The sequence below is a fragment of the Luteibacter sp. UNC138MFCol5.1 genome (assembly GCF_900110505.1).
Taxonomy (GTDB): Bacteria; Pseudomonadota; Gammaproteobacteria; order Xanthomonadales; family Rhodanobacteraceae; genus Luteibacter.
On the sequence record NZ_FODZ01000001.1, the window covers coordinates 208,796 to 227,023 of the forward strand.

Annotated in this window: 19 protein-coding genes; 6 read left to right on the forward strand and 13 right to left on the reverse strand. The window is 64.0% G+C overall.

Annotated elements, in window-relative coordinates:
* Nucleotides 1–13: 13 nt before the first annotated feature.
* Complete coding sequence (locus BMY69_RS00925) at nucleotides 14–958, reverse strand: LysR family transcriptional regulator (protein WP_218143103.1); 945 nt, start codon at nucleotides 956–958, stop codon at nucleotides 14–16.
* Nucleotides 959–1,084: 126 nt separating this feature from the next.
* Between BMY69_RS00925 and BMY69_RS00930 the strand changes: the two genes are divergently transcribed.
* Nucleotides 1,085–1,546, forward strand: a complete 462-nt coding sequence (locus tag BMY69_RS00930; protein ID WP_090175007.1) for a VOC family protein — start codon at nucleotides 1,085–1,087, stop codon at nucleotides 1,544–1,546.
* 18 nt (nucleotides 1,547–1,564) lie between these two features.
* The gene (locus BMY69_RS00935) at nucleotides 1,565–2,242 is read left to right on the forward strand and encodes an SDR family NAD(P)-dependent oxidoreductase (protein ID WP_090175008.1); all 678 of its coding nucleotides are present in this window, start codon (nucleotides 1,565–1,567) and stop codon (nucleotides 2,240–2,242) included.
* Between the two features lie 30 nt (nucleotides 2,243–2,272).
* Here the strand turns inward: BMY69_RS00935 and BMY69_RS00940 are convergent, their stop codons facing one another.
* Genes BMY69_RS00940 through BMY69_RS00950 form a run of 3 tightly spaced genes read right to left on the reverse strand, consistent with a single transcriptional unit; the run spans nucleotide 2,273 to nucleotide 4,167 of the window.
* Complete coding sequence (locus BMY69_RS00940; RefSeq protein ID WP_090175009.1) at nucleotides 2,273–3,169, reverse strand: SDR family oxidoreductase; 897 nt, start codon at nucleotides 3,167–3,169, stop codon at nucleotides 2,273–2,275.
* Between the two features lie 12 nt (nucleotides 3,170–3,181).
* A complete protein-coding gene (locus BMY69_RS00945; RefSeq protein WP_090175010.1) occupies nucleotides 3,182–3,922 on the reverse strand; it encodes an SDR family oxidoreductase in 741 nt (246 codons plus the stop codon).
* A 32-nt stretch (nucleotides 3,923–3,954) separates the two neighbouring features.
* Nucleotides 3,955–4,167 (reverse strand): tautomerase family protein, encoded by a 213-nt coding sequence (locus BMY69_RS00950; RefSeq protein WP_090058120.1) that lies wholly within the window; start codon nucleotides 4,165–4,167, stop codon nucleotides 3,955–3,957.
* Between the two features lie 158 nt (nucleotides 4,168–4,325).
* Here BMY69_RS00950 and BMY69_RS00955 point away from each other — a divergent pair, with 158 nt between their 5' ends.
* From BMY69_RS00955 to BMY69_RS00965, 3 genes are all read left to right on the forward strand, one after another.
* Complete coding sequence (locus BMY69_RS00955; protein WP_090175011.1) at nucleotides 4,326–5,219, forward strand: LysR family transcriptional regulator; 894 nt, start codon at nucleotides 4,326–4,328, stop codon at nucleotides 5,217–5,219.
* Between the two features lie 96 nt (nucleotides 5,220–5,315).
* Entirely contained in the window at nucleotides 5,316–6,302 is a 987-nt protein-coding gene (locus BMY69_RS00960; protein WP_090175012.1) for an alpha/beta hydrolase, read from the forward strand.
* A 158-nt stretch (nucleotides 6,303–6,460) separates the two neighbouring features.
* The gene (locus BMY69_RS00965; RefSeq protein ID WP_090175013.1) at nucleotides 6,461–7,441 is read left to right on the forward strand and encodes an NAD(P)H-quinone oxidoreductase; all 981 of its coding nucleotides are present in this window, start codon (nucleotides 6,461–6,463) and stop codon (nucleotides 7,439–7,441) included.
* 61 nt (nucleotides 7,442–7,502) lie between these two features.
* Here the strand turns inward: BMY69_RS00965 and BMY69_RS00970 are convergent, their stop codons facing one another.
* Nucleotides 7,503–8,153 carry a hydrolase gene (locus BMY69_RS00970; RefSeq protein ID WP_090175014.1) on the reverse strand — a complete coding sequence of 217 codons (651 nt, stop codon included), beginning with the start codon at nucleotides 8,151–8,153 and terminating at the stop codon, nucleotides 7,503–7,505.
* Nucleotides 8,154–8,296: 143 nt separating this feature from the next.
* Here BMY69_RS00970 and BMY69_RS00975 point away from each other — a divergent pair, with 143 nt between their 5' ends.
* Nucleotides 8,297–9,184, forward strand: coding sequence for a LysR family transcriptional regulator (locus BMY69_RS00975; protein WP_090175015.1), 888 nt, complete (start codon nucleotides 8,297–8,299; stop codon nucleotides 9,182–9,184).
* 43 nt (nucleotides 9,185–9,227) lie between these two features.
* Here the strand turns inward: BMY69_RS00975 and BMY69_RS00980 are convergent, their stop codons facing one another.
* The 8 genes from BMY69_RS00980 to BMY69_RS01015 all read right to left on the reverse strand — a co-directional run bounded on the left by BMY69_RS00980 (nucleotide 9,228) and on the right by BMY69_RS01015 (nucleotide 18,039).
* On the reverse strand, nucleotides 9,228–9,902 hold the full coding sequence (locus tag BMY69_RS00980; RefSeq protein ID WP_143070365.1) for a hypothetical protein: 675 nt from the start codon (nucleotides 9,900–9,902) through the stop codon (nucleotides 9,228–9,230).
* 9 nt (nucleotides 9,903–9,911) lie between these two features.
* Nucleotides 9,912–10,475 carry a TetR/AcrR family transcriptional regulator gene (locus BMY69_RS00985; RefSeq protein ID WP_090175017.1) on the reverse strand — a complete coding sequence of 188 codons (564 nt, stop codon included), beginning with the start codon at nucleotides 10,473–10,475 and terminating at the stop codon, nucleotides 9,912–9,914.
* A gap of 93 nt (nucleotides 10,476–10,568) precedes the next feature.
* Nucleotides 10,569–11,978: an amidase gene (locus BMY69_RS00990; protein WP_090175018.1), complete on the reverse strand. Its 1,410-nt coding sequence runs from the start codon at nucleotides 11,976–11,978 to the stop codon at nucleotides 10,569–10,571.
* A gap of 934 nt (nucleotides 11,979–12,912) precedes the next feature.
* Entirely contained in the window at nucleotides 12,913–13,965 is a 1,053-nt protein-coding gene (locus tag BMY69_RS00995) for an aldo/keto reductase (protein ID WP_090175019.1), read from the reverse strand.
* Between the two features lie 15 nt (nucleotides 13,966–13,980).
* The gene (locus BMY69_RS01000; RefSeq protein ID WP_090175020.1) at nucleotides 13,981–14,649 is read right to left on the reverse strand and encodes a response regulator transcription factor; all 669 of its coding nucleotides are present in this window, start codon (nucleotides 14,647–14,649) and stop codon (nucleotides 13,981–13,983) included.
* A gap of 18 nt (nucleotides 14,650–14,667) precedes the next feature.
* On the reverse strand, nucleotides 14,668–15,024 hold the full coding sequence (locus BMY69_RS01005; protein WP_177191040.1) for a response regulator: 357 nt from the start codon (nucleotides 15,022–15,024) through the stop codon (nucleotides 14,668–14,670).
* 135 nt (nucleotides 15,025–15,159) lie between these two features.
* Nucleotides 15,160–17,094 (reverse strand): PAS domain-containing sensor histidine kinase, encoded by a 1,935-nt coding sequence (locus tag BMY69_RS01010; RefSeq protein WP_218143104.1) that lies wholly within the window; start codon nucleotides 17,092–17,094, stop codon nucleotides 15,160–15,162.
* 63 nt (nucleotides 17,095–17,157) lie between these two features.
* A complete protein-coding gene (locus tag BMY69_RS01015) occupies nucleotides 17,158–18,039 on the reverse strand; it encodes an AraC family transcriptional regulator (protein WP_090175022.1) in 882 nt (293 codons plus the stop codon).
* Nucleotides 18,040–18,228: the final 189 nt, after the last annotated feature.

The following is an 18,228-nucleotide window of genomic DNA, read 5'->3' on the forward strand; positions in this document are numbered from 1 at the left end:
CGGTCGGGTGAGCCTACGGTGCCGCGCCAGCCCCATTCGCCGCGCGCAGGTGATCGATGAACACCCTCAGCTTCCCGGGCATCTGCCTCGTGCTCGGGTAATAGAGGTGGAACATGCCGCGGGGCTGGCTGTGCTTTTCCAGTAGCACCTCCAGCGCACCCGAGGCGATGTCGTCTTCGACGAACTGCCGGAAGACGTAGGCGATGCCGATCCCGTCGAGCGCGGCCCTCGCCGCGAGGCGCATCTCATCCACGATCATCTGCCCGTCGACGTCGATGGTGACGGGCTTACCGCCGACCTGGAATGTCCACTCGAAGAAGCGGGTCTGGCTGGCGAAGCGCTGGCGGATGCAGCGGTGGCCGAGCAGATCGTGCGGGTGCGCCGGGCGGCCGTGCGTGGCGAGATAACCGGGTGACGCGACCGCGACCAGCGACTGGGTCGGCCCCAGGCGTACCGCAACCATGTCCCGCTGCACGGCGTGGCCCAGCCGGACGCCTGCGTCGAACCCGCTCTCGACGATGTCGACCATCGTGCTGTCCAGCGAGACCTCGAAGCGGATCCCGGGATGGGCGGCGAGGAAGCTGGCCAGGTGCGGCTCGATCAGCGTGGCATAGGGGACGAACGAGGTATTGATGCGCAGAAGGCCCGCAGGTCGCTCTGTATCGCTCGTTGCCGATTCGAGCGAGTACTTCAGCTGCCGCAGGGCCGGTTCGAGGTGGGTGGCGAGCTTCTGGCCCGCCTCGGTCAGCGCGGTGCTGCGCGTGTTCCGGTTGAACAGGCGCACGCCCATCTGTTCTTCGAGTTGCTTGATCGCCTTCGAAACCGCGGTCGGCGTGACCATGAGCTCGTCCGCCGCGCGGGCGAAGTTGAGGTGGTGCGCCACGCTCTGGAACACGAGCAGGCCAGGCAGCCGCGCCTGCAATTCCCGCAAGGTCATGTCGCTGAATTCGCCCGCCATGTTCGCCCGTTATCCACAAGCCACTATGAGCTACAGGTTCATAGTGTAAGGAAGATTCCGCAGATTCTCTCCACAGCGGTGCGGGCGTAGCTTGGATTCACCCCAACGAATCCGAGGTCCAGCGCCATGTCCGTCGTCACCTTTCCCGCGAAAAACACCACCAGCAAGCTCGCCTCGATGGCGGGTAACCACGTCGCCGTCCGGGTGCCGGATTTCGAACAGGCAGTGGCGTGGTACGTCGAGAAGCTCGACTTCCGCGTCGTGCACCGCTGGCCGTACGCCGACCAGCAGCTCGCCTATGTCGCCCCCGCGACCGACGACGGCTTCACCGTGGAACTCCTGGCCGGCGGCGAGCCCAAACCTATTCCGAAGCCCGTCTACTCGGACCTCGGCGACAGCCTGCGCCTGGCCGGCTACCACCACTTCTGCCTCACCGTGCAGGACATGGAAGCGGTGGTCGAGGAACTGCGCAGCCGGGGCGTGACGATCGTCACCGAGCCGTTCTACCTCGATGCGATCAACCGGAAGCTCGCCTTTATCGCCGACCCGTTCGGCAACCTGATCGAACTCGCCGAATCCGTGGCCTGAGCGAACCGAGGAATCCGCATGAAGACCTACATGTGCATAGGCGCAGGTCCCGGGATCGGTGTCGCCACGGCGCGCCGCTTCGGCCGGGAAGGTTACCGGGTCGTGCTCGTCTCCCGCAGCGCGCGCGACAACGAACACCTCGCGGCGCGTTTCGCCGACGAAGGTATCGACGTCGTCTTCGAGACAGCCGATGCGTCGAATCCCGCGGAGATCGCATCGCTCATGGATCGTTATGCGGGCCGGCCACCCGACGTCGTGCATTACAACGCCGCCGCGATGCGCTTCGACGGCACCGGTGCGCTCGTGATGCAAGGCATCGAAAGCCAGTCGACCGATGAACTCACTACCGACATCACCGTGAACGTGTCGAGTGCGCTCGTCGCGCTGGCGAAGGTCATCCCGGCAATGACGAAGCGGGGTGAGGGCACGATCCTGCTCACCGGTGGTGGCCTCGGCGTCGAGCCATCGGCGGACCTGCTGACCCTGAGCATTGGCAAGGCGGCCACGCGCAGCATCGCGCAGGCGTTGTTCGAGCCCCTCAAAGCGCACGGAGTCCACGTGGCCACCGTGCGGGTGTCGACGCTCGTGGCGTCCGATCCGGAACACCCGGGCAGGATCGCCGAGGCGTTCTGGTCGCTGCACGCGCAGCCCACCGGAGCGTGGACATGGGAAACGCTCTATCCGGTGGCGGACTGACGGCCAGGGCCATCCGTGGCCCCGGCCCCGTCATGGCACCCGCGGATGCTTCAGTCCCGCGAACCCGATGCGATGCAGGAACTCCGAGCGCACCCGATCGATCACCGCGTACGACACGGCGGCGCCGTCGCTGGCGGGATCGACCACCACGCGGAACGGGCGCTTGCCGAAGGGCGCGTTCACGACGTTTACGACGGCATCCGCGACCGACGCCGGATCGGCGTCGTCGGGCACCGTCTTCGCCAGCGCCGCGAGCATGTCGTCGGCGAAGCCGGCAGGCAGCGCGGCGTCGTACTCCGCCGCGCGCGCCTTGTCCGATGGCGAGCCCGCGTGGGCGAAGTGATTCGTGCCCTTGGTGAACGCGCCCGGCACGACGATGGACGTCTCGATACCCCATGGCGCGAGTTCGCGCGCATAGCAGACGGCCAGGGCATCCATGCCGGCCTTCGCGGCGAAGTAAGGCCCGAGCATCGGCGGGACGCCGCCCGCGGCGCTGCTGCTGCCGATCCATACGACGAGGCCCTTGCCCTCTTTTCGCATCGACGGCAGCGCCGCGCGGTTGACGCGTTGCGCGCCGAGGACGTTGACGTCATAGAGGTGGGCGAGGTCGTCGGGCGAGAACGCTTCGCTCGGACCCCACACCATATGCCCGGCGTTGTGGATCAACACATCGAGCCTGCCGTGTTCGGCGACGATGGCGTCGATCGCCGACTGCGCCGAGGCCTCGGACTGGACGTCGAGCTCGATGGTTCGTAGATCGACCTCATGCGCTTTTGCGTAGACGGCCACTTCCGCGATCTGGCTCGCGTTCTTGCCGCCGAGGTCGCGCATCGAGGCGTACACCGTGTGTCCCGATGCGGCGAGGGCGTTGGCCATCAGGCGGCCGAAGCCACTCGATGCGCCGGTGACGAGAATGGTCTGCTTCATGCGCACGCCTCCTCAGACGACGCCGCCGTTGACGCGGAGCACCTGGCCGTTGATCCAGCCGCCGTCGGGGCCGACGAGCATGGACACGACGCGCGCGATGTCGTCGACCTCGCCGAGTCGACCGAGCGGGATCATCTGGCGGATGCGATCGAGCGTCGCCTGGTCCTTGCCCTCCAGGAACAGGTCGGTGGCGACGGGGCCCGGCGCGACGGCATTCACGGTGATCTTCCGCGCGCCGAGTTCCTTCGCCACGATGTGCGTCAGCGCCTCCACCGCCGCCTTCGTCGCGGCGTAGACGCCATACGTCGGCTGGTAGAGTCCGACCACGCTGGTCGAGAAGTTGACGATCCGGCCGCCTTCGCGAAGACGCCGGGACGCTTCGCGCACGCCGTTGAACGTACCCTTGAGGTTGATCGCGATGGTTTCGTCGAACGTCGCATCATCGGTCTGGGCGACCGGCGCCAGCTTCATGATGCCGGCGTTGTTCACCAACACGTCGACACCGCCGTAGCGCGTCTCCGCCGCGTCGAACATGCGCTTGACGGCCTGCGGGTCGCCGACGTCCGCCTGGCAGGAAATCGCGCGGCCGCCCGCCTTCTCGATCGTTTCGACCAGCTCGGCGGCCGGCTTCGCGTTGTTCGCGTAGTTCACGACGACGGTGAAGCCGTCGCGCGCCAGACGCGCGGCGATGGCGGCGCCGATGCCACGCGATGCGCCGGTGACGATCGCGACCTTGTCGTTCGAAGTAGTCATGTCGATGCTCCTATAAGGATGGAAAGGGCGGATCAGTCCTTCACGCGATAGGCGTCGGGGATGGTGAAGACCTCGTCGGCACGGGCATAGCCGCCGTCCTTGATCTCTTCGATCAGGACCATCGTGTGCGGCCGGGCGGCCTCTGAGAAATAGTCCACGAGCATCGCGGTGGTGCGATGGACGAGCTCTTCCTTCTGGGCGCGGGTGAGGGCGGCCTCGGGGAGCTTGAAGTTGGCAAAAGGCATGGTCGTGTCTCCGGATTCGCTGTGTCAGAGGGATGTGGCGGGCCTCGTCCCTTAGGGAGACGCCCGGCACCCACTAAGTTAGGCGTTATCGAAAATGGCGCTAGAATGCCGATCCAAACATCACTGTTTCACCAGACCTAACAATCGGGGCACGGATCGTGGATCGAATCGAGGTCATGCGGCTGTTCGTGAGGATCGTGGAGCGCGGGAGCTTCGCGCAGGCGGCCCGGGATCTCGTGATACCTCGCCCCACGGCTACACATGCCATCCAGCACCTCGAAGCCGACCTCGGCGTCCGCCTCCTGGAGCGCACCACGCGCAGCGTCCGGCCGACACTCGACGGCGCGCTCTACCACGAGCGCTGCGTCCGCCTGCTGGCCGACCTCGACGAGATGGAAAGCGTGTTTCGTAATCCGGAGCCGAAGGGGCCCTTGCGCGTCGACATGCAGGGCACGATCGCGCGTTTCTTCATCCTTCCCGCCTTGCCGGGATTCATGGCGCGCTATCCGGGGATCGCGCTCAACCTGAGCGAGTCCGACCGCATGGTCGATCTCATCACCGAAGGCTTCGACTGCGTCGTGCGTGCGGGCGACCTGCCCGATTCCTCGCTCATGGGGCGGCGCGTCACCGTCTTCGAGCAGGTGACACTGGCGAGCCCCGACTATCTCGCGCGGTACGGCACGCCCGCGACACCGGACGACCTCGACGGCCATCGCATGGTCGCGTACAGCACGTCCGCCACCGGCAAGCCTTATCCGATGGACTTCACGGTGAACGGGCAGCTGCGCGAGATTCCCCTGCCCTTCGATGTCGTCGTGCGTGGCGCGGAAATCTACACGGCGGCGGGCGTGGCGGGTCTGGGGCTGATCCAGGTACCGCGGTATCGCGTGGCCGAACAGATCGCGACGGGGAAACTCGTGCCGATCCTCGAGGACTTCCCGCCGGAGCGGATGCCCGTGTCGGTGCTCTATCCACAGAACAGGCATCTGTCCCCGCGCGTGCGGGTGTTCATCGACTGGCTCGCGGGGGTCTTCGAGGCCGCCGACCCGTAAGGCCTCCCGGAATCACCCCCGCGCTGCCATTGTTCCGCCCTGCCTGCCCTGCACGCTTGGGCTTCGACCATCGCGTCATACCTGCAGGGGGTTGGAATGAACTGGCTACGCGCACTCGCCGTGCTCGTCATCGCTCTGATGTCATCCGTGGCTTTGGCGACCACAGGATCCGAGCCGCTACGGGATCGCCAGCAGCGCCCGTGGCAACCGCAGGCACCCGCTGAGTCCGTCACGCTTTGGCCGAAGGGCCATGCGATCGCTCCGCCGGCAACGCCGGGCGACGAGGTGTACGGGCTGGGCCCGAAGGACATCGCCGGAAAGCCGGTGACGTTCGTCCAGCACGTGTCGACGCCGACGATGAGCATCTTCCGGCCAAAGGGATTCAATACGGGCGCGGCGGTCGTCGTGTTTCCGGGCGGAGGCTATCGCGTGCTCGCCATCGATCTGGAAGGCACGGAGGTGTGCGACTGGCTCACCACCAAAGGGATCACGTGCGTCGTCCTGAAATATCGCGTGCCGGGCTCAGGCCCGTACTGGAACGACGAGTGCAACTGCCGCCGCGATCCGCACGAGCCGATGGCCCTGCAGGACGCGCAACGAGCGATCAGTCTGCTGCGAACGCGTGCCGCCTCGCTCGGCATCGATCCGCACCGCATCGGCGTGCTCGGCTTTTCCGCCGGGGGACGGATGGTCGCCGACGTCAGCCATCACGCCATGCGCAGCTACCGCGCCGTGGACGACGCCGACAAGGTGAGCGTGCGTCCCGATTTCGCCATCGCCCTGTATCCCGGTCACCTGTGGACCGAGCCGGGCCTCACGCTGGATCCCGACGTGACGATCGATCCGCACGCACCACCGACGTTCATCGTGCAGGCGGAAGACGATCAGACCGACGACATCCGCGAATCGCTGACGTACTACCTCGCGCTGCAGAAGGTGAAGATCCCGGTGGAGATGCACCTGTACGCGAAGGGCGGGCATGCGTTCGGGTTGCGGCGCACGGAGGATCCCGTCACGCGCTGGCCGGAACTGGCCGAGGTCTGGATGCGGACCATCGGCGTTCTGCCTGCAGTCTCACGCTGACGAACTTGCGCCAGGATCGAGCCGACTACCCAGCCTTTCTTCACGCCCGATGAGCGCACGCAGGTGCAGGTTAGCGGGGCCTTCCGATTGAAAGATGGACGACTGATGAAACTACGCGAAGACCACGACGAAACGACGCGAACCACGAGACCCGGCGCATGAAAGCCATCGACTTCGCGGAGTTCGGCGAGCCCGATGTGCTCAGGCTGGTGGATGTTCCGGAGCCGGTGGTTCGCGCCAGCGACCTGTTGGTGCGCGTTCGCGCGGCTGGCGTGAACCGTGCGGACCTGCTCCTGCGAACGGGACATTACGGCCGGCCCGACTTCGGCGATTCGCACCTGATCGGCCTGGAGATTGCCGGCGAGGTCGTTGCCAAGGGACCCGACGTGGTGGGCTACGAGGTGGGTGATCGCGTGATGGGTATCACCGGCGGCGGTGCCTATGCCGAACTCGCCCGCCTTGACTATCGCATGGCGATGCCGGTGCCGGACGGCATCGACGACGTGCATGCGGCGGCGATTCCCGAGGTATTCGTGACGGCGAACGAAGCGCTGTTCCATCTGGGGAAGCTGCGGCCTTCCGAGGCGGTGCTCGTGCACGCCGCGGCGGGTGGCGTCGGATCCGCCGCCGTGCAGCTCGCCCATGCCGCCGGAGCACGCGTGTTCGCCACCACGCAGGCGGCGAAGCGCGACCGCGTGCTGGCACTGGGTGCGGACATCGTCATCGACTTCAAATCGGACGATTTCGTCGCGGCGGTGGAAAGCGAAAGCGGTGGTGACGGTGTCGACGTGGTCGTCGACTTCATAGGCGCGCCGTACCTGGATCGGAACCTTCGCTCGCTGCGTCACGGCGGCCGCCTCGTGCAGGTGGGCCTCTTGGGTGGCGGCGCGGGCGCGACGCTCGACATGGAGCGCCTGCTCTACCGTCATCTGCAGATCCTCGGCACGGTGATGAAAACGCGGCCTCAGGCTGTCAAACAGGCGATGGTGGCGCGCTTTCGCGAAGCGTGGCTTGCACGCTTCGCGGACGGCACGCTGTCGCCGCTGATCGATCGGGTCTATCCGATCGCCGAGGCCGCGGCAGCGCACCGCCGCATGGAGACGAACGAGAGCATCGGAAAGATCATCCTGCGCATGTGACGGTAGCGTGCTCGGTGGAGAGGCCGACGGTCCGTCTCCACCGAGCCGGTCTTAGCTTCGCTCAGCCTGCGGAGCCGGGAGGCGTGTTCAGCAGTTGCTGCTCCCACTGGTATGCGATGCCGCTTCCGCCGAGATGGGCGATGAAGATCTCGGTGAGTTCCTGCACGTGTTCCGTACGGGCCCAGTCGCGCTGCCAGTCCCCGGCGAGCGCCATCCACGTCATGACGTTGGCGCCAGCGGCGATCATTCGCTGGATGGCCACTTCGTGCGATTCCTTCGAGATACCGCCCGAGGCGTCGGTGATGACGGAGACATCCCAACCGTCGCCCAGCGCATGAATGACGGGCATCGCGACGCACACCTCCGTCCACAGCCCGGCGATGATCAACTGTTTGCGGCCCGTGGCCTTGACCGCGTCGACGACGTTCTTGTCTTCCCACGTGTTCACCCATGTGCGGTCGATCACTTCCTCATCGGGGAACACGTCCGTGATGCTCTTGAAGAGATAACCACCGCGGGCGGCAAGCACGCTCGTCAGGATCGTCGGCACCCTGAAGGCCTTCGCCAGCTTGGCCAACGCCGTCACGTTGTTGACGATGGCTTGCGGGTCGTGGCTACCGACACCTGCGAGCTGGTAGGCCTGGTGGTCGATGAGCACGAGAACCGAGTCCTCCGGTCGGAGAAGCGAATCGAGTCCGTTGCGGAATGCCATGGTAGTCCTCTGGTGTCGTTAGATGAGATGCTCTGCGAAGGTTGGCCATCGCCGTGGCGAACCCCTCGTAGACAGTGCCATCGTCATCCCAGGCGAGGTAGCACCGCAGAACGCGACGTGACGTCGCCTAATGGGGAACACCTATGGAAACCGATGATCTGAGAACGTTCGTTGAGGTGACGGAAGCGGGTGGAGTGTCGGCGGCGGCGAGGCGGCTCGGCGTCACCAAGTCCGTCGTCAGCCGACAGATCGTCCGGCTCGAAACCGAGCTGGGTGTTCAACTGCTTTCACGCAGCACGCGTGGCGCGGTTGTTACCGCGGCCGGAGCGACCTTCCGCGAATACGCGGCGAGGATCTGCCGCGAAATCGACACGGCGCTGGAGAGCATCGCACCCGAAGGCGAGTTGCGAGGCCGACTTCGCATCGCGGCGCCACTGACGTTCGGGCTCACGCATCTGGCACCCGTGCTGGCGGGCATGGCGACACGCCATCCGCGGCTGCACATCCATACGTCCTACAGCGACAGATTCGTCGATCTTCTCTCCGAAGGCTTCGACTGCGCCATCCGGTTCGGTTACATGCCCGACTCGAATCTGGTCGCGCGAAGGGTCGGACCCATCTTCGGAAAGCTCGTGGCGAGTCCGGCCTATATCCGCGCCCACGGCGCGCCGGAAACGCCCGACGACATCGTCGAGCACGAGGCGTTGATGCAGGGAACGGAAAGCTGGACCTTCATGGACGGCGACCGCGCGATCACCGTGAGGCCGCGAGGCAAGTTCAAGAGCGACAACGGCACCGCACTCGTCGCCGCGGCGCTGGCCGGTCTCGGCATCGCCTATCTGCCCGACGGCATCACCAATGCCCACGTGGCGTCGGGCGACCTCGTACCGATCATGACGCGATTCCCGCTACCCGTCGCCGGCGTGTTCGTCGTTCGCCCGCCCGGACCTCAGGCACCTCGCACGGTACGCGCGCTGACGGACATGCTCATCGAGTGTTTCGATGCGCATGAGGATGGCGACGCCTTGTAGTCGTGCGTGGGCATGTGCGCGGGTTCCTGCGTCTGCCGCTAGCTCACCGATCTTCAAACAGCTGTAGTAGGTCATGGAGCTTGTCGCCGCCTTGCCTCCTTATGCCATAGCCTGGCGGAAACACGCGGGAGCGCGGACCGTCCGTGACCAACGTACAGGAGCCATCCGCGATGTCGCTTATCTCTTCGATGGGTAGCGACATCACATCATCGAGTAACGATTTCAGCTTCATCTGCTTCAAGTCATTTATTACCCGATGTTCGGGTCGCTCGTCGTCAACCACAGTAACGACGTCCACTTTGTCAGGCGACGCGATTAGCAAGCCGTAGAACGAGCTTCCTCCGCTCTCCGAGACGGTCCAGACCTGCGTCGTGAGCGCTCCTGATAGTGAGCGTCCAAGAGCGGTGAGTTGTGGCGAGGACGCGGCTTCCTGCACATCGCGAAGGTGAAGCTCGAACGCCTCCTTGCAATACTTCGGGTTGAAGCTTGGGTTCGCACGCTGGCCCTTCCAGGCTTCGTTCAGAGCCGAAGACATAGGCGTCTGCGCAACGGAGCTTGCTACGGGAGACAGTATCGTCAACGCGATCGCGATAGGAAGCGACCGCTTGATTCCGGATGACCGTTTCCGCATCGGATGGCGCCGTGCCATCTGCATATCCTTCGCCGCATCCACGCGACGGTCCGTCAGACTTGCAGCAGCGGCTTGAGACGTCTTCACGCGGGAGTTCTAGCCTGGGAACAGTCCCGCCTGCTGATAGCTTGCGATCAAACCATCGAACAAATCCAGGTCGGATCGACTGCGGGCAAGCAACTGCGCGCCTGCAATCGCGGCGAAGATGGCTTTGGCACGCGCCTGACTGATGGTCTGGTCGACGATGCCGGCGTCCGTCAGTGTCTTGGCGAGCCAAGTCACATTGACGTCCGCGAACGCCTGAACTTCGGTCTTCACCGCGTCGGGCAGATCGTCGTACTCGGCAGACATGAAGCTTCCCAAGCACAGGCGATTGTCGTTGACGAGCGAGCGCCGGAACATCTGCGGATAGTTTCGCAGTCGGTCCAGCGGGTCGGGGTACTCCGCGTCGATCGCCTCGAGATTGACGGCGGCGTCTTCCCAGTAACGGCGAGCGACAGCCGCCCCCAATTCTGCTTTGCTGGCGAAATGGTGATAGATACTTGCCGCCTTGATTCCCACTTCCGCCGCGAGGTCGCGGTAAGAGAGTCCGCTGTAGCCGTGAGCCTGCACGGTATTGCGTGCGGTCTGCAGGATGGCCTCTTTGGAATTCGTGCTCATGCAAACACTCCAGCGATGCGAACGGTCAGGCCCAGGCCATGAGGGCCCAGGCCTTGACCCGCATGTTAACCTACCGGGCGACAGGTAGGTTTTTCAGAGAGACGCGTGCAGGTCACGGACTGTGCTGACGCTTTCGAGGAGGCCAGCCACATGCAGGATCGTCGACTCGGCCAGCCAGCTACCCACGAGTTGCACATTGATCGGCAGGCCTTCCGAGCTCGTACCAAAGCGCATCGCAATGCCCGGCAGACCCGTGACGTTGAGCGGCACCGTGGCGCCCTGCAGGTACGTGGCATCGACGGTTTGGCCGTTGATGACGAATTCCTCGACACCGTGCTTGTGGGCAGGGATGGGCAGGACGTGAGTCAGGAGCACGTCGTACTTCGCAAAGTATTCCGCGAACCCGTCGCGCAGTCGCTCGGCAGCCTGTTCGGCGTCGATGTAGTCCTCCATCGAGGTATCCGGCAAGCCGAGCATGGTCCTGGCCATCTTGTAGATCTCGTCCGGACGACGGCCCGCCGTAGCCTCAGCGAACGCCGGCTTCATCTCCATGACATGCAGCCGATTGAATACGTCCAGCGCGAAATCACGCTCCAGGGCTGGAATTCGGACCGGCTCGACGACCATGCCCAGGCCTGCGAGCGCATTGGCTGCGGACTTCACCACCGCGGAAACTTCCGGATCCACCGGGCCGAAGCCAGGCTCGACCAACCAGCCCACGCGCAGCGGTCGCACCGGTGCCGAGCCGACGCCGGCATCGAACGGGCCGGTTATCGTCGAGAACGCGTCCTGCCCATCGGGACCATAGAGCTGCTCGAAGGCGAGTTTCAGGTCGCGGATGCTGCGAGCCATGGGACCCACATGCCAGAATCGGCGCGGAGCGCGTGGCCAGATGCCCGTCATCGGAATGCGCCCATGCGTGGCCTTCAAGGACACGATGCCCGTCTGTGCCGCGGGACCGCGTACCGAGATGGCCAGGTCGGTGCCGAGGCCAAGGGGCGACATGCCCGCCGCGATGGCAGCTGACTCGCCGCCACTGGAGCCGCCTGGCGTACGGGTCAGGTCCCAAGGGTTGTTCGAGCGACCGGTCAGCAGGTTGTCGCTCTCAATCCAGTAGGAGAACTCGGGGAGGTTGGTCTTGGCCAGGAGGATGCCGCCGGCCTTCTTCATACGAGCAACGCTGGTCGCGTCCTGGTCGGGCACCCGACCCCTGAAGATCGGCGAACCGCGCTGGGTCAGCACCCCGGCCGTATCGATCGAGTCCTTCACTGTGAACGGCACGCCGTGCAGGGGGCCGAGTTCCTTACCCGCCAGCACGTCCGCCTCGGCGACCTTGGCGGCGGCCATCGCGCCCTCGGCGACCGTCACGAGCGCATTCACTCGCGGCTCCACGGCAGCGATCCGATCGAGGTGGGCCTGCATCACCTCGACCGGCGACACCTCCCGGGTGCGGATGAGTTCGGCGAGGCCGGTGGCATCTTTGAAAATCAGTTCGTTGCTCATGGTCTTCTCGATTTGCTGGGTGATGGTGCAGGCACGGGGCGGACACCCCTGGGACGCACTTCAGGAACGCCATGGCGGCCGTGCTGGGCTTGAGCTACTCGACTCGGCGTCGAGCCTCACTCCCAAGTAACCTAACTGTCGTTAGGTTGGTTCAGGCTACGGCTGATACGGATGGGTGTCAACCCCTACCTAACGATCGCTAGGTCGCCTAGGGTAGGTTTGGCTATCCCACCGCGCGCTGCATGCGCACGCCTGAAGCAAGGGAACCCCGGCCTGGCATCACGGCGACCGACGGCACGGCGGCCTGCTCAGCAGACGGGCAGCCTGTCGATCATCTGACCAGAGCGCATGCATGCGACGTTGCAGTTCGATGCGCGTCGCCCAGGAATACCTCGGCAGACTCTTCGCTAATGCCACCGGATTCGCCCGTCCGGCGGCATCGCGAAGTGAGGAGCTAATGCATAAGCCGCGCGAAGCACGAGGCGGCGCAGTAGCGCGATTCAAGGGAGGCGAGGTTGGCGTGGTCGAACGTACCGGTACGCCTGCGATGAAGACCACCGCGAGACGAGTGAGCGCTGGTCGCTGTGCCGGCACAAGCAACGTGGTCGATTGAGACAACCTGGTAGACGGTCGTGAGCGGCTCGGGCTTCTACGAGTAGCCATCCGAACGCTTCTATCTTCCAACGTGCAGCTTCACTGCCGGGACGTCATGCCCGAGCTATAACAACTCACCCTGCGGCGAAAACACCCGCGGTGCCACGAACCTCGACGTATCCAGCACCGTATCCCACGCCCGATGCAGCCCGGCCTTGCGCGCCGCGACCTGCACGCGCTTGCGGATGATGTCCGCGAAGACGCCCTGCCCGCGCATACGCGTGGCGACGTTGCTGCGCTAGTCCTTGATCGACGGTATCGATAGCCAAGACCGCGTCGTTCAGCGTGTCTTGCCAGCCCATAAGTCCACCGGGCCGAAGCGATCGGCGCCCTGCGTCTCCAGCATCCAGCCCGGGTACTCGCGGGGAAGCTCACTTGCTTCGGAAAGCGAGGCTAGTTCCGCCTCGGTCAGCTCGATGTCGACGGCTGAGAGGTTGTCCTCGAGCTGGCTGAGCCGCTTCGCTCCAACGATCACCGAGGTCACAACGTTGCGGGAGAGCAGCCAGGCCAGGGCGATCCGCGCGATGCTGCAGCCTCGGGATCGGGCGATAGGCTCCATGGCTTCAATCACATCCCACGCCCGATCCTTGTCGACGATAGGGAAGTCGAAGGCGGATCGACGAGACCCCTCTGGATTCTGGTTCGTGCGGCTGAACTTTCCGGACAACAATCCACCGGCCAGCGGACTCCAGACCAGCAGGCCGAGCTTCTGATATTCCATCAGAGGGACGAGTTCCCGCTCGAGGTCGCGGCCCGCAATGGAGTAATAAGCCTGCACTGTTTCGAATCGCGCATAGTCTTTCGTTGTCGCGATGCCGTTGGCCACTGCGATACGCCAGGCAGCCCAGTTCGACACCCCGATATAGCGCACCTTGCCCTGTGTGACCATGTCATCAAGCGCACGCATGGTTTCCTCGATCGGCGTCAGGACATCGGTCGCGTGGATCTGATACAGGTCGATGTGATCGGTCTGCAGACGCTTCAGACTGGCTTCGACAGCATCCATGAGATGACCGCGGGACGCGCCTACGTCGTTTCGACCCTGGCCCATGCGGCTGTAGCCCTTGCTTGCAAGGACGACCTCGGTGCGGGGTACGCCAAGATTCTTGAAGGCCTGACCGAGGCTTTTCTCGCTCTCGCCGGCGGAATACACGTCAGCCGTATCGAAGAAGTTGATCCCGCCGTCGATACATGCCCTTACCAGCTCATCGGCGCCGGCCTGGTCGACATTGCCGATATGCTCGTAAACACCACCCGCGCCACCGAATGTCATGGTGCCGAAGCACAGCCGCGAGACCAATAGTCCAGTGTTTCCGAGCTGTTTGTATTTCATGATTTTCACCCTACTTCAGTCAGTGGTCCGCGCGCGTCCATAGCGGCTTTGGTTTTCGCGCGCTCCAAGCTTCTCGGCCATGCGGACAAGATCGGCGAGTGAGTCCGCCTTCATTTTTCGCATGGCATTACCGCGATGAATCTTGACGGTGATCTCGCTAATGGCGAGTTGCCCCGCGATCTGCTTGTTCATCAGACCAGCGGCAACCAGGCCAAGGACGTCGCGCTCGCGCGGCGTCAGCGTGGCAAAGCGGTCGCGAAGTTCAGCATGAGCGCCTTCCTCCCTTCGCCGACGTTCGCCGATGGCAATCGCTTCTCGGACCGCCGCAAGGAGGTCCTCTTCACGAAATGGCTTAGGCAGGAACGTGATCGCACCGGCACGCATCCCACGCACCGTCATGGGGACGTCGCCATGGCCGCTCATCAGCACAATGGGGATTGAAAGCTGGTCCTGCAGGAGCTCCTCCTGGAAATCGAGCCCATTCGCGCCCTTGAGCCTCACGTCCAGGACCAGACACGCCACTGCTCCGTAGCCACCGCGGTCTCTGAACTCTGCGGGACCACTGAATATCTCGACCGTGTGGCCGCACGAGCGCAGCAGGTTGGCGATCGACGACCGTACGTCTTCGTCATCATCGATAACGCATACCGGCAAGTCGATTTCGTCGTTCGCGGAGTTCGTCATGCTGTGCACGTCTTTTCGCTATCGGCTCGCCGTGTCACCGGTCAACACGGTGCGTATGAGAACCAGAAGGTTTTCCGGATCGACCGGCTTACACAGGAATGCGTGAACGCCAAGCTGTGTCGCCTGCGCACGAGCTTCCGCCGTGCCGAACGCGGTCATGAGCACCACCGGGAGGTCCGGCCGCCGTGTCCGTACTTCGTGCAGGAGGCCCAAACCACTCATGCCCCGCATATGGAGGTCGCTGACGATGAAATCCGCCATGGGCAACCACTGCGACGCCAGCAGGTCTTCGGCGGCGCGGAAGGTCGCCACTGACATGCCGACGGAATCGAAGAAGGAGGCGATGCTCTCCCGGACCTCGTCGTCGTCGTCCACAATGCACACGCGTGCCTGTGTAATCACAACCGTGTACCTCTCACGCCTTCCGCAACATGGTCTCCATCATGGCGATTCCAGCTGTGAGGCCAATAACATCTAGATATGAGTAGCCGGGAGACCAGGAAGGACGGTTCAGGCTGGCAAGCTGAACGCCACGGTTGCCCCGGCGCCTTCATTGTTCTGGGCCCAGATGGTCCCGCCGCCGGCCTCGATAATGGTTCGGCAGATGGACAGTCCCATCCCCATCCCATCCGACTTCGTGGTAAAGAACGGTTCGAAGATCGTCGTTCCCTGCCCGTCCGGAAAGCCCGTCCCGCAGTCGCGCACGTGAACCGCCACGTCGCCAGCGGGAAGCACCTTCACGTAGACGCAAAGCTCTCGTGTCGATCCAGTCGAACTCACCATTGCCTGAATGCCGTTGATGATGAGGTTCACGAGCACCTGCTGAATTTGGACCCGGTCCGCCCTGACCTTCGGCACCGGGGCGACAGGACGATTCCAGACAATCTGGACCGCTTGAGCTGCCGCCTCACGCCGGGTAATTGAAAGTGCGCCGTCGATCAGGTCAAGAAGGTCCACGTCCTCGGCCTGCGGCTCGGCTTTTCGGGCCAGAGACCGGACCCGGCCGATGACTTCCGCCGCACGCGTTCCGTTTGAAACGATACTCGCGAGGCACTTTTCCACTTCATCCAGGCGAGGCTCATCCCGATCGACCCACCGGCTAGCCGACTTCGCGTAGTTGATGATGGCGGTCAGTGGCTGGTTGACCTCATGCGCAATCGACGCGGCGAGTTGTCCAAGCATCGACACGCGCCCGGCATGTGCGAGTTCCGCCGAGGCTTGTTCAAAGCGCGCCCGAGCGTGATTTCGCTCGGTAACGTCGAACGCCATCACCAGGACATGCGACCAGTCCCGGCTCTCTGGAAGGAGCGTTACCCTGAGGACGATGTCGGCAACCCTGCCGTGGAACGTTTTCAGGCGGGTCTCGGCTTCGACCGAGGTCTCACCGTCTGCGAGGGCAGCCAGGATGGTCGAGAACGCCCCCACACCGGACTCGAGATACCGTCCGCATAGATTCGCGCCAGCCAGCTCCTCCCGGTGTCGAACACCGAAGAGATCCGCGGCTGCCTGATTCGCATGGCGAATAACCCCGGCCTGTATTGCAGGCCCAACGATCTCAGGGTGGGACGCGAGCCAAGGGCGTAGGTCACCCGGCGGGGCTGCATGAAGCACCGCACCAACCGTTTGCGACCAGTCCGACTCCCACATGGCAAAGCCGGCGGAGTCGAAGATCGCCCGGTACCGCCGCTCGGACGCAAGACGTTCGGTGTCCGAGCGAAGACGTGCGGTGAGGTCGGAACTCGATTCGATGATGCCGACGGGGCGGCCTTCGGGGTCGCGACGAAGCAGCCACCGGCTTGCCAGTACCAGACGGGTACCGTCCCGGCGGTTGCGGACGACCTCGCCCGACCAGTGGCCGTCCGTTCGCAGGCATTCGTCCACGTCGGGATCATCGTATTCGCAACGCAGAAGCTCGCTGCTTTTCTTCCCCAGCGCTTCGTGTCGTGCCCAGCCGTAGAGAAGCTCGGCGCCCTCGTTCCAATAGAGGATAACGTCCTCGTTACTCCGGATGATGACCGTATCGTGCGAAAGCTCGAGAATACGCGCCTGCTCGCCGAGGGTGGTGCGCGAAGACCGGTCACGAAGCGACAGTAGCGTTGTGATTCCGATCGCCACCAGACTGACCACGAAGCGCGAATAGGCGCCGTTGGTCGGATGCGAAAGGTGCCCGGTCAGGAAGGCGGCGGTCGTCAGTACTCCGGCCGTGATGCCGCTGGCGATGACATAACGACCGCCGAGCGGCGCGACCACGAGCACTACCGCAATGTAGAGAACAGCTACCGCGCCGTCGAGCGACTGCCGCAAATCCAGCGCGAGGATACAAATCGCAAGCACGGTCGCCGCGAGCAATAGCGCAGGCCGGCGTGCAGCCGGAGAACGATTTCTGACGAGTGCAACCGTATTGTCCGCCAACATCGACCTGGCCATCAGCGAGCGTCGATGCATTTTCGGCAGCCGGGTTTGCGGTGTCGCTCGCGAAATTGCGCCGAACTGTCGCCGGATTGCGGGTCAGCGGGACTTTCGCGAGCGAAACGCCTGCGGCGAGACACCGTAGGCCCGACGGAAGGCCACTGCGAAATGCCCGGGGTTCCCATACCCGCAATCCAACGCAACATCGGTGACGCTACGTGCTCGGTCGTCCAACAGGACCCGGGCCCGCTCCATGCGGAGCCGTGTCAACCGCTGAAACGGTGTTTCGCCGAAGGTGTCCTTAAAGACCCTCAGGAAGTGGAACTTGCTCAATCCGACTTCGGCGGCCAGTGCATCCAGGCTCAGATCAAACGAGAGGGAGGAGCGCATCAACCCATCGATTATCGCCATGCGCCCCGGATCGCGGCCAAGCGATCCCATGGGACGAATCCGAGCGTGAAACTGAAGGAGATGGCTGGCCAGAAAATGTACGGCGGAGTCGGCGTAGAGGCTGGGCATTTTCAACTCGACCGCGCGGCGCAGACTCTGGAGTACGGATTCCACGACCGGGTCGGGAAAGGTCAGCTGGTGCGGCAGACGGATCTCCTCCGTCCACGAGGGATCGAGCTTCGCGACGTCCGCAAGCGTCGAAGCAGGAATGTGCAGTTGCAAAGTCTCCTGGTCTCGCGCACCCCACCACCGAAGACTGACCTCCTCGCCGGGCGCAGTCATTCCGATGTCACCCTTGGCATAACGGGCGCGCTGCCACTTGCCGGCGTACAGGCCCTCGATCTCACAGCCTCCTCGTGTGACGAGCACGATGAGGTGGTCGTTAGTCGGTGCGGTGACAAGGCTCTCTACTTCGGTGGGTTCTTCGTAGCTGCGGAGCAGGAGGTCCCTCCATCCGAGCTCCCAGCTGCACAGCGACATACGTCCCTGAAGTGTCTGACTAGCGGCCACGCTCTGCGGTGAAATTGCCATGTCGATGTCCCCGTGCCAACGCGCAGGGAGCGATCCCCTACCTAGATATTAGATCCAACGGCGGATCGGCCCATCTTGTTCATTTCACGCCTGAATTCAGGTGTCTATGGACGCTTCGCGAGTGTCCCCCGGGCGTGTAACACCTAGGCATGAATTGTCGGCAAGCGATTGCCTGAGCCTCAATGTTCT

What these genes read in the sequence shown, in the direction of transcription:
- BMY69_RS01000 (WP_090175020.1), bottom strand. Translation starts at nt 14,649, where the DNA reads ATGACGAACTCCGCGAACGACGAAATCGACTTGCCGGTATGCGTTATC.
- BMY69_RS01010 (WP_218143104.1), bottom strand. Translation starts at nt 17,094, where the DNA reads ATGCATCGACGCTCGCTGATGGCCAGGTCGATGTTGGCGGACAATACG.
- BMY69_RS00990 (WP_090175018.1), bottom strand. Translation starts at nt 11,978, where the DNA reads ATGAGCAACGAACTGATTTTCAAAGATGCCACCGGCCTCGCCGAACTC.
- BMY69_RS00985 (WP_090175017.1), bottom strand. Translation starts at nt 10,475, where the DNA reads ATGAGCACGAATTCCAAAGAGGCCATCCTGCAGACCGCACGCAATACC.
- BMY69_RS00970 (WP_090175014.1), bottom strand. Translation starts at nt 8,153, where the DNA reads ATGGCATTCCGCAACGGACTCGATTCGCTTCTCCGACCGGAGGACTCG.
- BMY69_RS00995 (WP_090175019.1), bottom strand. Translation starts at nt 13,965, where the DNA reads ATGAAATACAAACAGCTCGGAAACACTGGACTATTGGTCTCGCGGCTG.
- BMY69_RS01015 (WP_090175022.1), bottom strand. Translation starts at nt 18,039, where the DNA reads ATGGCAATTTCACCGCAGAGCGTGGCCGCTAGTCAGACACTTCAGGGA.
- BMY69_RS00950 (WP_090058120.1), bottom strand. Translation starts at nt 4,167, where the DNA reads ATGCCTTTTGCCAACTTCAAGCTCCCCGAGGCCGCCCTCACCCGCGCC.
- BMY69_RS00965 (WP_090175013.1), top strand. Translation starts at nt 6,461, where the DNA reads ATGAAAGCCATCGACTTCGCGGAGTTCGGCGAGCCCGATGTGCTCAGG.
- BMY69_RS00940 (WP_090175009.1), bottom strand. Translation starts at nt 3,169, where the DNA reads ATGAAGCAGACCATTCTCGTCACCGGCGCATCGAGTGGCTTCGGCCGC.
- BMY69_RS00945 (WP_090175010.1), bottom strand. Translation starts at nt 3,922, where the DNA reads ATGACTACTTCGAACGACAAGGTCGCGATCGTCACCGGCGCATCGCGT.
- BMY69_RS00925 (WP_218143103.1), bottom strand. Translation starts at nt 958, where the DNA reads ATGGCGGGCGAATTCAGCGACATGACCTTGCGGGAATTGCAGGCGCGG.
- BMY69_RS00935 (WP_090175008.1), top strand. Translation starts at nt 1,565, where the DNA reads ATGAAGACCTACATGTGCATAGGCGCAGGTCCCGGGATCGGTGTCGCC.
- BMY69_RS00930 (WP_090175007.1), top strand. Translation starts at nt 1,085, where the DNA reads ATGTCCGTCGTCACCTTTCCCGCGAAAAACACCACCAGCAAGCTCGCC.
- BMY69_RS00960 (WP_090175012.1), top strand. Translation starts at nt 5,316, where the DNA reads ATGAACTGGCTACGCGCACTCGCCGTGCTCGTCATCGCTCTGATGTCA.
- BMY69_RS00975 (WP_090175015.1), top strand. Translation starts at nt 8,297, where the DNA reads ATGGAAACCGATGATCTGAGAACGTTCGTTGAGGTGACGGAAGCGGGT.